Genomic DNA, 17,986 nt, shown 5'->3' with positions numbered 1-17,986 from the left:
TTTATAGCAAACGGATAAAACCTTTTATCGGATTTTTTGAAGAAAGAGGATTTCTAAAATAGTCTAATCAAAAGAGTAAGACCGAAAATGTGATTTTAGTAGTGCGAAATTTTCGAGTGTGGAAGAATATTCTTACATTTGAAGAAATATTTTCGAGTATGGAAGAAAATTTCGCATTGTTGGCAAAGTATAATTTTTGGAATGGGAATGTTCCTGAATTAGGTTTTATACGGGTTGGTTATGCGGATAAAATTTTTGATTATATAGGAAATAGGTTAGTCAAAGTGCTTGTCGGTCAACGTCGTGCTGGTAAAAGCTATATACTTAGGCAAATTGCTTACAGATTGGTTCAGGACGGTATTAATCCTCAGAATATATTTTATATCAATAAAGAGTTTACGGATTTTGATTGCGTAAAAGATTATCATGATCTGGAAATCTTGTTGAAACAATATAAAGAAGCATTAAAACCTGTAGGAAAAGTCTGGTTGTTTATTGATGAGATACAAAATGTTACAGGATGGGAGCATTTTGTGAATTCTTATTCTCAGAATTTTGCTGATAATTATGAAATCTTTATAAGTGGTTCTAATTCAAAGATGTTATCAGGAGAACTTGCCACTCTTTTGTCCGGACGATATGTGAATTTTGAGATATTTCCGTTTAGTTATCAGGAATATATCGGGATAACCGGAAAAGACGATCACAGGCAAAGTTATTTAGACTATATGGAAAGTGGGGCGTTACCTGAATTATTTATCTTACCTAACAATGAGACGAGGCGTAATTATGTTGCGGCAATTAAAGATACCGTATTATTAAGGGATATTATACAACGAAATAGCATAAAGGACCCTAAGTTATTGGAAGATATTTTTATATATCTTGTGAACAATGCCTCTAACCTGATTTCGATAACCAATATTTTGAATTTCTTTAAAAGCAAGAAGCGGAAAACAACCTATGATACTATTTCTAACTATATTGGCTATATAGAAGATACGTTTCTTATTCATAAAGTTGAACGTTATGATATAAGAGGAAAGGAGACGATTTCCGGCAATTGCAAATATTACATTAATGACCTTGCTTATAAAAATTATCTTTATCCGGGTTTTGCCTACGGAATCGGTTATAAGCTGGAAAATATTGTCTATTTACAATTGCGGCGTTCCGGATATGATGTGTATGTCGGTGCTATGCGGGATAAAGAAGTTGATTTTGTCGCTATGAAAGGGGATCATATTCTTTATTTGCAAAGTACCTACTTGTTGTCAGATGAGCAAACGGTTCATCGTGAATATGCGCCTTTGGAAGCAATTCAGGATAATTATGATAAGTATGTAGTTTCTTTTGATGAGATTTCGTATCCTTCCAATAAGGGCATAAAACATATTCAAGCCTGGAAACTGGCAGAGGTAATCTGATCAAGGTAACCGATGAAAAGGCGGTTTTTGCTATATGACATCCGTGTCATATTATTGTCATCTTCAGTCAGCTAAAAATCAGACTTTTTTTAATATAATTCTAATCTCTTCAATACAATTTATGGAGTATTAAGGCGTTGGTATTAAACGTAAATGCTTACCTTTGCGGCCGACTGTCCGTGTGAGGATGGCGTAATTTGACAACTAATTATCACACTTTATACAAACATGAGAAAGTATAAACTAATCAACAACGTGTTGGGATGGATCGTTTTTCTGATCGCTTCAACCGTTTATTTGATGACTATCGAACCCACTGCCAGTTTCTGGGATTGTGGTGAGTTCATCTCTTCTGCTTTTAAACTGGAAGTTGGGCATCCGCCCGGAGCACCGTTCTTTATGTTGACGGCCAACCTGTTCACGCAGCTGGCGTCGGATACTTCCACAGTGGCTAAAATGGTCAATTCGATGTCGGCACTCTTTAGCGGGCTGACAATCCTGTTCCTGTTCTGGAGTATCACGCACCTGGCCCGTAAGATTATGGTGGACGATGAGAATGAAATCTCATTGGGTCAGATGATCACAATTATGGGTAGCGGTCTGGTAGGAGCATTGGCTTATACATTTAGCGATACATTCTGGTTCAGTGCCGTGGAAGGTGAAGTATATGCTTATTCTTCTCTGTTTACTGCATTGGTTTTCTGGCTGATCCTGAAGTGGGAAGAGGCGGCTGACCGTCCGCATGCCGACCGCTGGATCGTACTGATCGCTTACCTGATGGGGTTGAGTATCGGTGTTCACCTGTTGAACTTGCTTTGTATCCCGGCTATCGTGCTGGTTTATTATTATAAGAAATTCCCGAATCCTACGATGAAGGGGACTATCTATGCATTGCTGGTTTCGTTCGCAATTGTCGGACTGATGATGTATGGTGTCGTACAGGGATTGGTTGAAGTCTGCGGCTATTTCGAACTGTTGTTTGTCAATGTGTTGGGAATGCCTTACAATTCAGGTGTATTTGCCTATGTGATTGTATTGGCCGCTGTGCTGATCTGGTCTATCTGGGAAACGATGCGCGATGAAATTAACCCGGTACGCATGAAGGTGGCGTTTATCCTGTCTATCGTATTGGTGGGTGTGCCGTTTATCGGAAGCGGCTATGTGCTGGCGGTTATTCTGACAGGTGCCCTGACTGCTTATTTGTTTATGAGCAAGAAGGTGAATATCAAGATGCTGAATACCGTATTGGTTTGCCTGATGGTGATCGTTGTCGGTTATTCTTCTTATGCGCTGACGATGATCCGTGCGACGGCCGATACGCCGATGAACCAGAATGCACCGAGCGATATTTTCACTTTGCGTTCTTATCTGGCTCGTGAACAGTATGGTAAAACACCGTTGTTGTACGGACAGACGTTTGCTTCGGAAGTACAGCGTGAGAACCAGGGCGGTAACTGTGCTCCTGTAACCAAGGAAGGTGAAGCTGTATGGAGCCGCGTTATCAAGAAAGATCCGAGTGAAAAAGACAAATATTTTGTTTCGCGCCACGATGTTGAATATGAATATGTAGACGAACTGAATATGCTTTTCCCACGTATGTACAGCAATGTGGATGCGCATGTGGGAGCTTATAAGGAATGGTCGCAGTTCAAGGGAGAACCTGTGAAGTTCAACCGTTGTGGTGAGAACGTGACGGTGATGAAGCCGACGTTTGCCGAAAACCTGCGTTATTTCTTTGCCTATCAGCTGAACTTCATGTACTGGCGTTACTTCATGTGGAACTTCTCCGGCCGTCAGAATGATATCCAGGGAAATGGTGAAGTGATGAACGGAAACTGGATTACCGGTATCAAGGCAATCGACGAGGTGCTTGTAGGTCCGCAGGACAACATGCCTTCCGATATAGCTGACAATAAAGGACATAATGTATATTATATGTTGCCGCTCCTGCTCGGTATCCTGGGGCTTTTGTATCAGGCTTATTCCGGGCAGCGTGGTATCCAGAGTTTCTGGATCACTTTCTTCCTGTTCTTTATGACAGGTATCGCTATCGTGCTCTATCTGAACCAGACGCCGTATCAACCGCGTGAACGAGACTATGCGTATGCAGGCTCCTTCTATGCCTTCTGTATCTGGATCGGGTTCGGTGTCGCGGCCCTGGCGAAGCTGATGCAGAAATACGGCAAGTTGTCTCCGGTGGTGGCAGGTTCTGTTGCGACGGTGCTGTGCCTGTTCGTGCCTATCCAGATGGCGGGGCAGAACTGGGACGACCATGACCGTTCGGGACGTTATGTTTGCCGTGATTTCGGTGCTAACTACCTGGAATCGTGCGAACCGAATGCCGTGATCTTTACCAATGGCGATAACGATACTTTCCCGTTGTGGTATGCACAGGAAGTGGAGGGTATCCGTACCGATGTCCGTGTATGTAACACCAGTTATTTGCAGACAGACTGGTATATCGACCAGATGAAGAAACAAGCGTACGAATCGGCTCCGCTGCCTATTTCATGGGACCGTGCCGATTATATACAGGGTACACGCGATGCTGCCTATATTGTCCCGATGATGGATAAACCTATCGACCTGAGTACCGGGCTGAACTTTGTACGCAGCAATGATCCGAAATTCAAGAAGATACCTGGTTTCAATCAGGAACTCGACTATATCCCTTCGGAAACGCTTGTTTATAAGGTGGATTCGGCGACAGCCGTAGCTAAAGGCCTGGCTACCGATTCGACCGGTTTATTGAAGGAAATGACAATCAGCCTGAAAGGCAAGACTGCTTTGGGCAAACAGGAACTGATGATTCTGGATATGTTGCAGACCAATAATTGGGAACGTCCTATTTATTATGCGATTACCGTAAATCCTGACCAGTTTGTCGGTCTGGACGGTTACTTCGAACAGACCGGTCTGGCTTACCAGATCGTTCCGAAGCAGGCGAATAAAGGAACCAACACGGAAAAGATGTACGACAACGTGATGAATAAGTTCAAATGGGGTGGCGTAGACAAACCGGGCGTTTACATCGACGAAAACGTGATGCGTATGTGCAAGAGCTACCGTATGGCATTGTTCAATAAGTTGGCTGAAGACCTGTTGAAGGAAGGTAAGAGTGAAAAAGCGCTGAATGTACTGAATAAATGTATGGAAGTACTGCCGCCGGAGAATGTTCCGTTGGATTATACCGCTCTTACGACAGGCGAATTGTATTATGCGCTCGACCAGGATGAAAAGGCCGAAGAGGTCTTTACCGGAATTGCAGAGAATGCAATGCGCAATATCGACTGGTTCTTCCGTCTGAGACCTTCTCAGCTGGCCTCTGTAACGAGAGAGTTGGAACATAACCTGGCTGTCATGAATCAAGTGTTGACGGTCAGCAAACATTATAATCCCGAATTCGCTGCTAAGTATCAGGAAGAGTTTGACAACTACCGGATGGCTTGGGGTTCGGTGCGTGGAAATAAATAACGTATGTTTATAGAACAACCGCCCTGGTTCTACAGGGTCCTGTTCCCAGGGGTAATCTGGCGGATACCGGCCAAGGAGAAGTGTGTATATCTCACCTTCGACGACGGCCCAATTCCCGAGGTTACCCCTTGGGTTTTGGATATACTCGACAAATATGGTGTGAAGGCTACCTTCTTCTGTGTAGGGGATAATGTCCGCAAACATCCGGATATCTATCAGATGGTGCTCGACCGCGGCCACCGGGTAGGGAACCATACTTACAATCATATCCAGGGACTTCAATACTGGACGAAGAATTATCTGGATAACATAGAGAAGGCTGCCGAATATATTCAGAGCGATTTATATCGTCCTCCCCACGGGCATATGCGTTTTCCGCAGGTTGTTGCCTTGCGCCGGAAGTACAAGATCATCATGTGGGACGTGGTGACCCGCGATTACAGTCCTCACATGACTCCGAACGGTGTCTTCAATGTGGTAAAGAACTATACCCGCAACGGCTCCGTCATTGTCTTCCACGACTCCCTGAAAGCCGAAACGAACATGCGCGAAGCCATGCCCCGCGCTATCGAGTGGTTGCAGAAGGAAGGGTATGTGTTTAAAGTGTTTGAATAATCTGTCATGGCGGGTCAAGCCCGCCATCTCATCCTACATGACATATTTGTTTAGGGTGAGATCCCGGATCGAGTCCGGGAGGACATAATTAATAAGCTGTGATAAAAAATATACATCAGTATTGGATATACATGTTAACCAATGAGCATGGAAATGTTTTATATACTGGCGTTACCAATAATTTGGAACGGCGGATAAGGGAACATAAAAGTGGTGAGATACCGGGTTTTACCAGTAAGTATAATTGTGTAAAACTTGTTTATTTTGAAGAGTTTAATAGTATAGATGAAGCTATAGCCCGAGAAAAACAGTTGAAAAATTGGAAAAGATGCTGGAAGAATGCACTTATTGTGGATATGAATCCAGAGTGGAAAGATTTAGCAGCAGATTGGGATATGTGTATTTGAGTAGGATGCGGTGGCGGGTCAAGCCCGCCATGACAGAATGTTGAAGTTTCTATTTAGTCGAGATGCATAGTTTATCCATATTAATAAAGAACAAAGCGAAGGAATTAGGCTTCGATGCCTGCGGAATAGCTGAAGTGGCTTCTGCAGACACCGAAGTTTTGTTTTTTGACAGGTGGATAGCCGAAGGATGTCATGCCGGCATGAAATATATGGAGAACTACCGTGATATCCGGCTCAATCCTGCGGGACTGGTGGAAGGTGCCCGTTCCGTTATTTCCGTCGCCCTTAATTATTATCCGGCACAGAAGCAATCTCCTGATTCCCCGCGTATTTCCTATTATGCTTATGGGAAGGATTATCATATCGTTGTGAAAGACAAACTCCGGCAGCTTTGGGAATACATAACATCCCTTGTCCCCGTGCTTGACTCTACCCTTCCTGTCGCCCGCTTCTTCACCGACTCCGCTCCCATCCTGGAGCGTTACTGGGCCTGGAAAGCCGGCCTTGGCTGGATCGGGAAGAATACCAACCTGATTATACCCGGTAAAGGCTCCTTTTTCTTTCTCGGAGAGATCGTCACAACCCTGGAACTGGATTACGACACCCCTCAGAAGAACCGTTGCGGTACCTGCCGCCGTTGCCTCGATTCCTGTCCGACAGGTGCCCTGGAACGTCCCGGCCACCTGAACGCAAACAAGTGCATCTCTTACCTTACGATCGAGCATAAAGGCGATATCCCTTCCGAACAGGCTTCCCGCCTGGGCGACCGCCTCTACGGTTGCGACACCTGCCAGGAGGTCTGTCCCTGGAATCGCTTTGCCAGTCCTACCCGTGAAGTGGCTTTTTCTCCTTCACCGGCTTTCCTATCTTTGAAAAAAGAAGACCTTCGCTGCTTTACCCGCGACGATTATAATCGTATCTTTGCCGGGTCGGCTGTGAAACGAGCCAAATATGAAGGACTGATAAGAACAATAAATAACAAAAAAGAATAAGCCATGAGAAGAACATTCAATCTTCTGCTTCTCTCTTTTCTCTGTACCCTGGCTGCCTTTGCCGCGCCGGGCGAACTGAAGGAGAAGCTTGCCGCCCTGAAAGGGATCACTAGTATCGAACAACTGGAATCGGACGTCTATCCCGAAAAATATCTTGTACGTATCAACCAGCCCGTCGACCCTAAGAATCCGGAAGCGGGAACTTTCACCCAGCGTGTTGTTGTAGGCCATGTCGGTTTCGATCGCCCGACCGTTATTGTCACCGAAGGGTATGGTGGTGCTTATGCCTTGAACCCCAAATACGAGGAGGAACTGACCAAGCTGCTGAATGCCAACCTGGTCTTTGTGGAGTACCGTTATTTCCTGGAATCCACACCCGAACCCTGCAACTGGGATTATCTGACTGCCGAAAATTCCGCTTACGACCTGCATAACATCAACCAGACTTTCAAGCAGCTTTATACTGGCAAATGGATCAGCACCGGTATCAGCAAAGGCGGCCAGACTACCATGCTTTACCGTGCCTTTTTCCCGGACGATGTGGACATCTCTGTCCCTTACGTCGGTCCGCTGTGCAAAGGCGTTGAAGACGGTCGCCACGAACCGTTCCTCCGTAAGGTCGGTACAAAACAGGAGCGCCGCAAGATAGAAGCGTTCCAGAAGGAGGTCTTGAAACGCAAAGAAGAGATTATCCCTTTGCTGGAGGCTTTTTCCAAAGAAAAGAACCTGGAATACCGTATCCCGATGCCCGAAGTACTCGATTATTGCGTGCTGGAGTATCCTTTTGCCTTATGGCAGTGGGGAACGTCTGTCTCTGTTATTCCTTCTCTTCATTCCGATACCCCGACGCTGTTCAAACACCTGATGGATATCAGCAGTCCCGACTATTTCGCTGAGAACCAGCCTACTATTTCTTTCTTTGTTCAGGCCGCCCGCGAACTGGGTTATTACGGATATGACACGAAGCCGTTCAAGAAATACCTCACCATCGACAGCAGTAAAGGTTATCTGAACCGCATCATGTTGCCCAAAGAGTTGGTCGGCAAGGTCGAGTTCCGCCCCGCCCTTTACCATAAGATTTATGATTTTCTGAAGGACAATGATCCGAAGATGATCTTTATTTACGGTGAAATCGATCCGTGGAGTGCAGCCCATGCTCCGGTTTTCAAAGGAAAGAAGAATGAACAGGTCTACTTCCAGCCCCGCGGCAGCCATCGTGCCCGCATCGGTAATATGCCTAAAGATATTAAGGAAAAGATCTTGACGCAGCTGAATCAGTGGCTGGCGGAATAACATAAACACTTTGTGTGTGTTTCCTATTGTAAAACTATTAATTGATAAATGATGAAAAAGAAGCTATTATTTCAACTTCTGTTTGTTGCGAATATATTTTTCGCAACATCTTGCTCCGATGATGATTCAGTAGAATTGGAGGATGTCACCACATTGAATATGCTCAATGAGGATAACGGAAAAACGTATCTGGGCAATTCGGATATTTATATCACGGATGAAAACAATTTCAGCGGCTCGTCGTGCCTGCTTGTGGAACTCGGTGGTGCAAACGGGATTGGAAAGGTTGTTCCTCCCAGGGTCGGAGACGGGCTCGTGCGGAAGGCGGCCGTGTTGCCGGGATGCCTTTACCAGGCCTTCAATCGCAATTCGATACTCGAATTTCCTTCCGGAAAACCAGCGATTGCTCTCGAAGCCTCTTATTACCAGTTTTATGTTGAATCTGAAATCGTGAAGGATATAGCGAATACGGGAACGGCTGTCAATGTGGGAGCCGTAGTCAAATATGCCCCCGTTTATCCCGATCCGCAGGGCTTGCCGGAATACGGCAGCGTGATCGGTGAGGTGAGTAACAGTGGTGATGTTGTGGAAATGGATTTTCCGAAAGATGTCGAGTTCTTATACTCAACTTCCGATGGATTTGAGATAACGACCGATGGTGGTAAATTGACAGTTACCTATTATTATTGGACTGATTCGAAAGAATACTCCATCTATGTGCGCCGCGGTAGTATCTTTACGGAAGTCATCATTCAAGTAGTATAATAAGGGAAAGAAAGTTTAAAACATTCCCTGCACCTTATATACAAACTCCATCCATACCCAATAGCGGATGGCTTTGCCCAGGAACATGGAGATGGCGACGATCCAGACGTTGGCGCGCAGGAAACCGAGCGCTACCGCGATAAAGTCGCCGATGCCGGGGAGGAAGACGAAGAAACCCATCCAGGAACCTTTACCGGCAATCCAGTCCTGTACCTTTTGCAGCTTTTTGGCATCCAGTTTGAGGTATTTCTCGATCCATTCCACTTTTCCCAGCATGCCGAGCCAGTAACAGCTCATGCCGCCCAGAAAGTTACCCAATGTGGCAGCGACCATGCAGGGCCAGTAGGCAGAACCAGCCAGTAAAACACCGGTCAGGACGACTTCGCTGCTGAAAGGCAGGATCGTCGCTGCGAGGAAAGAGGCGATGAACACCCCGATATATCCGTATTCTATAAGAAATTCCATAGGCGTAGAAACAAGAGAGCGATAAATAGAACAATGGTGGAATAGAAGGTCCAGAAAACTATCTTACCCCGCATGACGGTGAAGAAATGGGCGATCAGTATGGCAGAGGGGATACAGGCTGTCTCCAGAAACTCTTCCGATGCCTGCTCGTACAGGAAATAGAGCGCAAAGGCCCATACCGACATGCAGATCAGGAAGGACAGGAACTGGCGTGTACGCAGTACATCTTCGTATTCGTGCGTGATGATGTTGATGGCGGATACAGCCGTCAGCATGGCGATGGCGATGATGCCGACCCAGTCAAGCAACCCGATGCCGGCAGCGGCCAGGATGCGTATCTTGAACAGCGTGGCAAACGGAATCGTGAACGGCGTGAAGTCGCGGAACCAGATACACCAGCCCAGCAGGAACCAGTAGACGGTACCTACACCCAGCAGGGAGGCTAGAAAGGTACGAATACTCAAGCTCCTGAAGTTATACATCCCTATCCAGAACAGAGGAATGAACCAGAGGATATGTACCCATAGCAGGCTTCCGATCCCGATCAGCAGAGAGGCATTGTAGGCTTTGCCCTTGGCACCGGGGTCGTGGTAAGATGTGAATAGCTGATAGATGGCCAGAATCAGGCAGAATACGCCGACTGAGGTGGATTTCAGCGGCAGAAAATCCGGGTTGGTACTGATGAACAGTACATAAAACAGGAAAGGTAACAACGTCTTCTCGCGGATCAGCACCAGGACATAGTTGGCACGGTGGAGCAGAAAGGCGCCCCCGAACATCAGCAGCATGCCGATAGCATAGGTGAAAGCCTTGCCGGGCAATACCTGGCAGATAGCATTCCACAGAGGCGGTGCCGTCACTTCTCCATACACCGGATAGCCGACCGAGTTCAGATAACTCACGATCCAGCAGGCGACACAGGCCATCAGGGTACAGGCAAAAGTTGCCGGTCCCGAAATGGTGTGTCTGCGAGAATAGCTGTATGTATTGTTCATTTACAAATCGAACCCGATGTCGCTTCGGAAATATTTCTTGTCGAACATGATGGTTTTTGCTCCGGCGAATGATTTGGCCAGGGCTTCTTCCTTATTGGCTCCGTAGGAACTGACAGCGATGACACGTCCGCCGTTGGTCATGATCCGGTCGCTGGCGGAGACGGTGCCGGCGTGGAAGATGATGTTGTCGGAGGTGATGTCGTTCAGCCCGTAGATCAGTTTGCCTTTTTCGTAGGCTTCGGGATAACCGCCGCTTACCAGCATGACCGTAACGGCTGCACGCGGGTCTATTGTCAGGGTGCGCTTGTCGAGGTTACCTTCGGCCACGCCTTCCAGCAGGTCTACCAGGTCGCTCTGGATGCGGAGCATGACCACTTCCGTTTCCGGGTCGCCCATACGGCAGTTGTATTCGATCACCTTGGGATCGTTCTCATTGATAAGGCCCAGGAAGATGAAGCCTTTATAGTCGATACCTTCCGCTTTCAGACCTTCGATGGTCGGACGGATGATCTGTGTTTCCACTTTCGCCATATAAGCCTCGTCGGCAAAAGGAACAGGGGAAACGGCACCCATACCACCAGTGTTCAGGCCGGTGTTACCTTCGCCGATCCGTTTGTAGTCTTTGGCTACGGGGAGCACCTTATAGTTCGTACCGTCGGTCATGACGAATACCGAACACTCGATACCTGTCAGGAACTCTTCGATAACCACTGTCTTGCTGGCATCGCCAAACATACCGTTCAGCATGTCGCCCAGTTCTTTTTTCGCTTCTTCCAGCGTTTCGAGGATCAACACGCCTTTGCCGGCAGCCAGTCCGTCGGCTTTCAGCACGTAAGGGGCCGGCAGCGATTCGAGGAAGGCATATCCTTCGGCGATGTTTTCGGCTGTGATGCTCTTGTAACGGGCGGTCGGTATGTTATGGCGCATCATGAATGCTTTGGCAAAGTCTTTGCTGCCTTCCAGCTGCGCACCGGCTTTGGACGGACCGATCACGGGGATACCGGCCAGTGAGGCGTCGTTTTTGAAGAAGTCGTAAACACCTTTTACCAGCGGGTCTTCCGGACCGACAACAACCATATTCACATCGTTAGCCAGTACAAAGTCTTTGATGGCGGCGAAATCGTCCGCCTTGATATATACATTGGTTCCCACCTGTGCAGTACCTGCGTTGCCGGGGGCAATGAATAACTTATCCACTTTCGGACTTTGGGAAATCTTCCAGGCTATTGCATGTTCGCGGCCGCCGGAGCCTAATAATAAAATGTTCATATCGTTATGTTTATTATATTATCTGATGGTAACTTTTCCCCTCTTGAGAGGGGGCAGGGGGTGTGTCACTGTCCCGCCTTATAACTAGCTTTAACACACCCCTTATCCCCTCTCAAGAGGGGAAGCAGTTACTCTTTGTTCGTATTTTTCAAGTAGTCATCGAAATACCGTGTTATCTTCTCGTAGAGATGCGGGCGGTCTTTGCCTGTCACGTTGTGCTCGTGACGGGGGTAGACGAAATAATCGGGATAGGTATCTGCATCCACGCAGGCTTTCAGAAAGCCCAGGCTATGTTGCCATACCACTACCGGGTCGATATCGCCGTGTATCTGGAGGAGATGGCCTTTTAGGTTGCCTGCCTTCAGTTTCAGGTTGGCGTTCTTATACCCTTCCGGATTATCCTGCGGACGGTCCATATAACGCTCTCCATACATGATTTCGTAGTTGCTCCAGTCGATCACCGGGCCGCCGGCAACACCGACTTTGAAGACGTCGGGATGCGTCAGGATCAGGTTGGTCGTCATGAAGCCGCCGTAGCTCCATCCGTGTACACCGATACGGTCGGCATCCACGTAAGGAAGCGATTTCAGATATTCCACACCTTTCATCTGGTCGGCCATTTCATTGACGCCCAGGTTACGGTGGATCACGCTTTCGAAAGCGAATCCCCGGTTGGACGTGCCCCGGTTGTCGACCGTGAAAACCACGTAGCCGCGTTGTGCCATATAGATATCCCAGCCTCTTACACCGTTCTGCCAGCCGCCCGTTATCAGTTGCGAGTGGGGGCCGCCGTAGACGTAGACGATGGTCGGATATTTCTTGCTTTCATCCAAGCCGACAGGTTTGACCAGGCGGAAATGCAGGTCGGTCGTACCGTCGGCAGCCTTTATGGTGCCTGCTTCTATTTCAGGCAGTGTGTAGCCTTTGTACGGGTCCCGGGCGGTCAGGAGGTTTTTGATCTCCTTGCCGTCTTTGGTCCGGATCAGGTTGATGATGCGCGGGATTTTCGGTGCGTCGTAATTGTCGATTGCATATTTGCCGGAGGCGCTGACTGAAAGGTTATGCACACTTTCCAGGGCGGCATTCGGAGTCAGCAGGGATGTCTCCCCCTTCTTCAGATTCAGCTTCCAGCCGTTTACATTCATCGGAGTGCCGTAATTGAACGAACTCCGTATATGCGGTTGGGTGGAAGTGATAAACAGGTTCTCGCCTTTGGCGTCGAAACCGATTACCTGGGTGACTACCCATTCTCCCTGTGTCAGCTGCTTTAGTTGTTTGCCGGTGGTGTCATACAGATACAGGTGGTTGTATCCGTCTTTCTGGCTTTGCCAGATGAATTTACCGGGATCGTTCGGGAGAAAGAGTATCGGATATTGCGGTTCAACGTAATGCTCGTTCGTTTCTGTGAAAAGGACGGCTTCTTTCTTGCCGGTCAGGGCAGAATAGCGAACCAGGTTCATCTCATTCTGTTCGCGGTTCAGCTCGGCAATATAGATGCTCTTTTCATCCGGGCTCCAGGCGATGTTGGTAAGGAACTTTTCTTTCGGGGTTCCGGTTTCCAGCCAAACGGTTTCGCCTGTCGAGAGATTGTACACACCGACTGTCACCTCATGGCTCTTCATGCCGGCCATCGGATATTTAACCGGTTCGGCTTTTGCCTGGCGGGCGTCGATATTGACGATAGGATAGTCTGTGACCATGCTCTCGTCCATCCGGTAGAAAGCGAGGGCGGAACCTGCCGGTGACCAGAACAGTCCTTTGCTGATGCCGAATTCACGTTGATGGACTGCCTGTCCGCATACGATTCCGTCTTTTGTTTCACGTGTAACAATACTCGTCTGATTCTCCGGTGAAAGAATCTGTATGTTGTTCCCCACCGTGAATGCCAGACAGTTATTGGCCGGGCAGAAGTTATAGTTCGATCCTTTGCTGTCCAGCAGGTAATTGCCAATTATCTTGTTTTCGGCAAAATTGTAATGCAAACGGTGGCCTTTACTGGTAAAAGCCAGTACCGGCTGGTCCTTATAGGGAACCGAAAATCCGGGCAGGCTGCCTACCGTCGGAAGTCCGGCTGCCGAAAGCGCCTTATTGAGTCGGCTGCGTGTAAAGGCAACTTGCTCTTTCTTTTCAGGTACGCCGCTTATCATGCTGTCTCCTTTGACATACAGGTAAGTGTCCCCACACCATTGCAGCTGTTTGAGACTGGCCGGGACGAACTTACTGTGTGTCTTCCCTCCCGGAAGCAGGTCGTGTAATGTGAGTTGTTTGTCCTGTGCCATCAGCGTCATAGTTGTAGATAAAGCGAACACGCAAAGAACCAGGAAGTGTTTAATCTTCAAAGTCATCGTTGTCTTCTCTTCTGAATGGTTTCTTGAATGGACGGCCTTCTCCGCGTTTTCTGTCTCCGAAGTTCTTTCTGTTTTTAGAGAACCTGTCGTCTTCGTCTTTGTAACGCATTTTGACGGGGCGTTTTTCGCCGGCTTTGTGCAGAATCGGGCGAACCGGGCGTTCACCACGTTCGCCTCCGAACTGTTTGCGGGCAGGACGGCCGTCACCGCGTTCTTCGCCGAAGAAACGTTTTCCCGGTGCTGCGGATGTACGTTCGTTTTCGTCTTCACTATGAGCGGCGGCAAAACGACGGTCGGGACGGTCCATGCGGTCGGTCTTGAAGTTCGGGCGACCAGCAGGACGGGTGTCATATCTTTTTTCTGGGAACGAGGGCCTTGGGCGTGAGGCGGAATCTTCCGTTCTTTCCGCGCCTTCCTCGTTCAATGCTTTCTTATAGTCTTTGTTCTTTCCTTCAAATATTTCGTAGCAACGGTATTCGCAGTCGAGCGAGCCGTTGATCAGCTTCATCCGTTCGCTGGGACGCAGGCCGATCTTGTCGAAACATTCGTCTTTGTAGCTGAGTATCCATACTTTATATCCGGTAAACACATGTTTGACGCGTTCGCCGATCATATTATAAAGTCCCAGCAGGTCGCGGGAGGAGATACGTTCGCCATAAGGCGGGTTGGTTACCAGGATACCCGGTTGCGGTGCTTCCGTATATTGCTGGAACGGCATCGTTTTCAGTTCGACGTATTTGGCCAGGCCTGCGCTACGGATATTCTTCTGGGCAATCTCGATAGCGGCCGGGTTGATATCCGAACCGTAGCATTTGAAAGTGAACTCGCGTTCCTGGCTTTCGTCGTTATAGATGCGGTCGAACAGTTCCTGGTCGAAGTCGATCCATTTCTCGAAAGCGAACTCCTTGCGGTGGATACCCGGGGCGATGTTCAGGGCGATCATAGCCGCTTCGATCAGCAGCGTACCGGAACCGCACATCGGGTCGACGAAATTGGATTCACCTTTCCAGCCTGTCTTCAAAATCATACCGGCAGCCAGTACTTCGTTCAGCGGCGCTTCGGTCTGTTCCACGCGGTATCCGCGTTTGTGAAGGCTTTCGCCCGAACTGTCGATAGACAAGGTACAATCGTTGTGCGAGATATGTATATTGATGTATAAGTCGGGATTGTTCACACGTACGGAAGGACGTTTGTTGTGCTTCTCCATAAAGTAGTCAACGATCGCATCCTTTGTACGGTAAGCCACGAATTTAGAGTGATTGAAATCTTCTGAATAGATCACGGAGTCGATCGCGAACGTCTTGTCCAGTGACATATAGTTTTCCCATACGACCTTTTTCACTTCCTTATAAACCGTATCGGCATCTTTTGCCTTGAAATGATAGATCGGTTTCAGGATGCGTAAGGCGGTGCGGCAACAGAAGTTGGCTCTGTAAAGCACTTCTTTGTCTCCTGTGAAGGATACCATCCGGCGGCCAATTTCTATATCGTTGGCGCCTATAGCTAATAACTCACCGGCCAGTATTTCTTCTAACCCGTACAGGGTTTTGGCCACCATTTCAAATGTCTCGTTATTCATTTGCGTGCGTTGTAAGAAAAGATATTTATTTAGTTACTTTATTTTGTGTAATGACAGCACCGGGGGGAACATCTCCGGTGATCCAGACGTTGCCACATATCGTGGCGCCTTTGCCGACGCGTATTTTCCCCAATAGCGTCGCGTTGGAGTAGACGGTCACATTGTCTTCCAGGATGGGATGGCGGGGGACACCGCGGATCGCGTTCCCGTTCTCATCGGGCGGCAGCTTTTCTCCGGCAAGGCTGACACCCTGGAAGATGCGTACGTTATTCCCGATCACACTGGTTTCGCCGATCACGGTACCCGTACCGTGGTCGATAGAGAAATAATGTCCTATCTGAGCTCCCGGATGAATGTCGATACCGGTTTCGGAATGAGCCATTTCGGTGATCATCCGGGGTATAAAAGGAACGCCCAACTTATAAAGCTGGTGCGCTATACGATAATTGCCTATTGCCCGGAAGCCCGGGTAACAGAAGATAACTTCATTGATGTTTTGTGCTGCCGGGTCACCGTTGTAGGCGGCTTCGGCATCGGTGGCAAGCAGACAGCGCATTTCCGGCAGTGTGGAAATGAACGCTTCGGAAAGTTTTTTTGCCTGGCTGAAGATCAGCTCTTCCGCACAGGAAGTACAACTGGTGTCGGCCAGGCAAAGGCCCGCATAGATTTGACGGCTGAGCAGCTCGTGCAACTTTTCAATATTGACCCCGGTATGGAAACGGATCGTCTGCGTACTGATCCGCGCATTCCCGTAATAGCCTGGAAACAGGATTGCACGACACAAGTCAATGATCTCCTCCAGTACTTCACCTGAAGGCAATGCCTCTTCATCGCGGTAGGCATGAAACAGTTGTTTGTATGAACATTCGTCCGACAGCTTTTCTACTGTTTCATTCAATACCTTGCTATGCTTTTGCAATCCCATTATTTCGAAAGTCTTATTTTGGGCAAAAGTACATTAAATATCTGATATATGTGTACTTTTAATAGGTTATAACTGCTTTGAAATGCGTTTCCGGCGGCCGTTGATCAGTAAAGAAGTCGGAGAATGTCACCTTAAAGATGATGAATCCGTCTTTTGTATATTCGGCAGCATAGGTTTCTGTCCATATGTTATTCTCTTTATCTATTCGATTGACAGGGTTGGGTAATGCAGTTTGTGCTTCTTTGTCTTCACCGTGATCCAGATACATGTAACAGGTAATTAAGCCTTCTTTATAAGCATCCTGATATATGTCGAAATCTTTATCGGCAATTCTGTACTCATACATGTAAAAAGGTTCGTTATTACCATTGTCGACTAATTCCCAGTCGCTTGACTTAACTTGTATATCCTTGTCAAATATCCAGTAGGTTATACCGCCATCTTCCCCGTCTCGTCCCGGAGGGCCCATCGGTCCTTCGCATGAAGCGAACAGGAACACCATTAAAAATATTGCTAACAGATTTTTCATATATTCACTCTCTTAAATGTTTAGTATTTCTTGTGCGGTGCCCCGAACTCTTTGCATGTTACTTCATCGAGGTCTACCAGCCATATTTTTACGTTTTTCACAGCTGGGTCGGAATAACGGAATTCCTTGTCCGAATACTGTTTCATAATTATATCCAGTGCTTCCGTTTTCTTGTCGAAGTCTTCTTCAAACCGCACTTCGCCCCATGCGATAACGCTTTTGGAACGCATACGGTAACTGCAAGCCACTTCGGGATGCTGGAATACCAGATCATGGTCGGTGCTGAAGGTGATACAAACCTTCGGGTTACGTTCCAGGATTGAGATACTTCGGCCTTCCTGCGCTGAATGTAAATAGATAACACCGTTCCGATAGCCAAAGTTCATGGGAATAACGTAAGGCGTACCATCCGTATCAGCCAGTCCGACGAAACAGACATCGCAACTACGGATAATCTCCTCGATATGTTCTTTCTCTGTGTGTACCAGTGTCTTCATTACTATTTTTAATTATGCTTTTGCAAACATAGTAAAAAAGTTCAACTTCTCGGACTTACTTTTGCGACTAATTCTTTCTTTTTAAAATATAAATGAGAATAACAGTCCCCCCAAGATCGTTCATGACTAAAAATTAGACTTCTTAATTGGCAAATAGCTAGAAAAAATTGAGCTATCTGCTAATTATTGAATTGAACCAATTATCGACGGTGTCTTCAGGCTGTAGGCCTGTAACAAACTAGCCCAGGGTTCTAACCCTGGGTCCCTTGAATCCTTCTCTTTCTGAGGCACCCTGTAGGGTAGGGTGTTCAGTAAAGTGTTCTCATTTTAGCATACTTTTTTTAGTGTTTGATTCCGCATGGAGACTAGGTTTGGCGATAGTTTTTTTGATGCCCATTCATTGATA

15 protein-coding genes are annotated in these 17,986 nt (G+C 47.5%); 7 read left to right on the top strand and 8 right to left on the bottom strand.

The window, feature by feature from the left end; translation table 11 throughout:
- Positions 1 to 158: 158 nt before the first annotated feature.
- The 7 genes from NBH14_RS24400 (at position 159) to NBH14_RS24370 (ending at position 8,973) form a co-directional block, all read left to right on the top strand.
- Complete coding sequence (locus NBH14_RS24400) at positions 159 to 1,427, top strand: ATP-binding protein (RefSeq protein ID WP_186957798.1); 1,269 nt, start codon at positions 159 to 161, stop codon at positions 1,425 to 1,427.
- Between the two features lie 228 nt (positions 1,428 to 1,655).
- Positions 1,656 to 4,901, top strand: a complete 3,246-nt coding sequence (locus tag NBH14_RS24395) for a DUF2723 domain-containing protein (protein WP_186957797.1) — start codon at positions 1,656 to 1,658, stop codon at positions 4,899 to 4,901.
- Positions 4,902 to 4,904: 3 nt separating this feature from the next.
- Complete coding sequence (locus NBH14_RS24390) at positions 4,905 to 5,516, top strand: polysaccharide deacetylase family protein (RefSeq protein ID WP_186957796.1); 612 nt, start codon at positions 4,905 to 4,907, stop codon at positions 5,514 to 5,516.
- A 98-nt stretch (positions 5,517 to 5,614) separates the two neighbouring features.
- Positions 5,615 to 5,923, top strand: a complete 309-nt coding sequence (locus NBH14_RS24385) for a GIY-YIG nuclease family protein (protein WP_233567318.1) — start codon at positions 5,615 to 5,617, stop codon at positions 5,921 to 5,923.
- A gap of 62 nt (positions 5,924 to 5,985) precedes the next feature.
- On the top strand, positions 5,986 to 6,915 hold the full coding sequence (gene queG, locus NBH14_RS24380) for a tRNA epoxyqueuosine(34) reductase QueG (RefSeq protein ID WP_186957795.1): 930 nt from the start codon (positions 5,986 to 5,988) through the stop codon (positions 6,913 to 6,915).
- Positions 6,916 to 6,918: 3 nt separating this feature from the next.
- Positions 6,919 to 8,208: a S28 family serine protease gene (locus NBH14_RS24375; RefSeq protein ID WP_186957794.1), complete on the top strand. Its 1,290-nt coding sequence runs from the start codon at positions 6,919 to 6,921 to the stop codon at positions 8,206 to 8,208.
- A gap of 51 nt (positions 8,209 to 8,259) precedes the next feature.
- A complete protein-coding gene (locus NBH14_RS24370; RefSeq protein ID WP_250817821.1) occupies positions 8,260 to 8,973 on the top strand; it encodes a DUF5036 family protein in 714 nt (237 codons plus the stop codon).
- A 15-nt stretch (positions 8,974 to 8,988) separates the two neighbouring features.
- Here NBH14_RS24370 and NBH14_RS24365 read toward each other — a convergent pair whose 3' ends face one another.
- The 8 genes from NBH14_RS24365 to NBH14_RS24330 form a co-directional block, all read right to left on the bottom strand.
- Positions 8,989 to 9,438: a YqaA family protein gene (locus tag NBH14_RS24365; RefSeq protein WP_010801064.1), complete on the bottom strand. Its 450-nt coding sequence runs from the start codon at positions 9,436 to 9,438 to the stop codon at positions 8,989 to 8,991.
- A complete protein-coding gene (locus NBH14_RS24360; protein WP_186957792.1) occupies positions 9,423 to 10,433 on the bottom strand; it encodes a hypothetical protein in 1,011 nt (336 codons plus the stop codon). Before NBH14_RS24360 ends, NBH14_RS24365 begins: the two co-directional genes overlap by 16 nt.
- Positions 10,434 to 11,702, bottom strand: a complete 1,269-nt coding sequence (purD, locus tag NBH14_RS24355) for a phosphoribosylamine--glycine ligase (RefSeq protein WP_186957791.1) — start codon at positions 11,700 to 11,702, stop codon at positions 10,434 to 10,436.
- A 128-nt stretch (positions 11,703 to 11,830) separates the two neighbouring features.
- Positions 11,831 to 14,047 carry a S9 family peptidase gene (locus tag NBH14_RS24350; RefSeq protein ID WP_186957790.1) on the bottom strand — a complete coding sequence of 739 codons (2,217 nt, stop codon included), beginning with the start codon at positions 14,045 to 14,047 and terminating at the stop codon, positions 11,831 to 11,833.
- On the bottom strand, positions 14,031 to 15,629 hold the full coding sequence (locus NBH14_RS24345; RefSeq protein ID WP_009860321.1) for a THUMP domain-containing class I SAM-dependent RNA methyltransferase: 1,599 nt from the start codon (positions 15,627 to 15,629) through the stop codon (positions 14,031 to 14,033). Before NBH14_RS24345 ends, NBH14_RS24350 begins: the two co-directional genes overlap by 17 nt.
- A 25-nt stretch (positions 15,630 to 15,654) precedes the next feature.
- Positions 15,655 to 16,554, bottom strand: a complete 900-nt coding sequence (locus NBH14_RS24340; RefSeq protein ID WP_186957789.1) for a serine O-acetyltransferase — start codon at positions 16,552 to 16,554, stop codon at positions 15,655 to 15,657.
- Between the two features lie 58 nt (positions 16,555 to 16,612).
- Positions 16,613 to 17,083 carry a hypothetical protein gene (locus tag NBH14_RS24335; RefSeq protein ID WP_009860319.1) on the bottom strand — a complete coding sequence of 157 codons (471 nt, stop codon included), beginning with the start codon at positions 17,081 to 17,083 and terminating at the stop codon, positions 16,613 to 16,615.
- Between the two features lie 20 nt (positions 17,084 to 17,103).
- Positions 17,104 to 17,580, bottom strand: coding sequence for a pyridoxamine 5'-phosphate oxidase family protein (locus NBH14_RS24330; protein ID WP_186957788.1), 477 nt, complete (start codon positions 17,578 to 17,580; stop codon positions 17,104 to 17,106).
- Positions 17,581 to 17,986 lie beyond the last annotated feature (406 nt).

The organism is Parabacteroides caecihominis (genome assembly GCF_023656785.1).
Classification (GTDB): Bacteria; Bacteroidota; Bacteroidia; order Bacteroidales; family Tannerellaceae; genus Parabacteroides; species Parabacteroides segnis.
This window is presented reverse-complemented; position numbering and strand designations above follow the sequence as displayed.

Excerpts from the sequence above, each read along its gene's own strand:
- NBH14_RS24335 (WP_009860319.1), bottom strand. The coding sequence starts at position 17,083 with ATGAAAAATCTGTTAGCAATATTTTTAATGGTGTTCCTGTTCGCTTCA.
- NBH14_RS24345 (WP_009860321.1), bottom strand. The coding sequence starts at position 15,629 with ATGAATAACGAGACATTTGAAATGGTGGCCAAAACCCTGTACGGGTTA.
- queG (WP_186957795.1), top strand. The coding sequence starts at position 5,986 with ATGCATAGTTTATCCATATTAATAAAGAACAAAGCGAAGGAATTAGGC.
- NBH14_RS24375 (WP_186957794.1), top strand. The coding sequence starts at position 6,919 with ATGAGAAGAACATTCAATCTTCTGCTTCTCTCTTTTCTCTGTACCCTG.
- purD (WP_186957791.1), bottom strand. The coding sequence starts at position 11,702 with ATGAACATTTTATTATTAGGCTCCGGCGGCCGCGAACATGCAATAGCC.
- NBH14_RS24365 (WP_010801064.1), bottom strand. The coding sequence starts at position 9,438 with ATGGAATTTCTTATAGAATACGGATATATCGGGGTGTTCATCGCCTCT.
- NBH14_RS24340 (WP_186957789.1), bottom strand. The coding sequence starts at position 16,554 with ATGGGATTGCAAAAGCATAGCAAGGTATTGAATGAAACAGTAGAAAAG.
- NBH14_RS24330 (WP_186957788.1), bottom strand. The coding sequence starts at position 17,580 with ATGAAGACACTGGTACACACAGAGAAAGAACATATCGAGGAGATTATC.
- NBH14_RS24360 (WP_186957792.1), bottom strand. The coding sequence starts at position 10,433 with ATGAACAATACATACAGCTATTCTCGCAGACACACCATTTCGGGACCG.
- NBH14_RS24390 (WP_186957796.1), top strand. The coding sequence starts at position 4,905 with ATGTTTATAGAACAACCGCCCTGGTTCTACAGGGTCCTGTTCCCAGGG.
- NBH14_RS24400 (WP_186957798.1), top strand. The coding sequence starts at position 159 with ATGGAAGAAAATTTCGCATTGTTGGCAAAGTATAATTTTTGGAATGGG.
- NBH14_RS24395 (WP_186957797.1), top strand. The coding sequence starts at position 1,656 with ATGAGAAAGTATAAACTAATCAACAACGTGTTGGGATGGATCGTTTTT.
- NBH14_RS24350 (WP_186957790.1), bottom strand. The coding sequence starts at position 14,047 with ATGACTTTGAAGATTAAACACTTCCTGGTTCTTTGCGTGTTCGCTTTA.
- NBH14_RS24370 (WP_250817821.1), top strand. The coding sequence starts at position 8,260 with ATGAAAAAGAAGCTATTATTTCAACTTCTGTTTGTTGCGAATATATTT.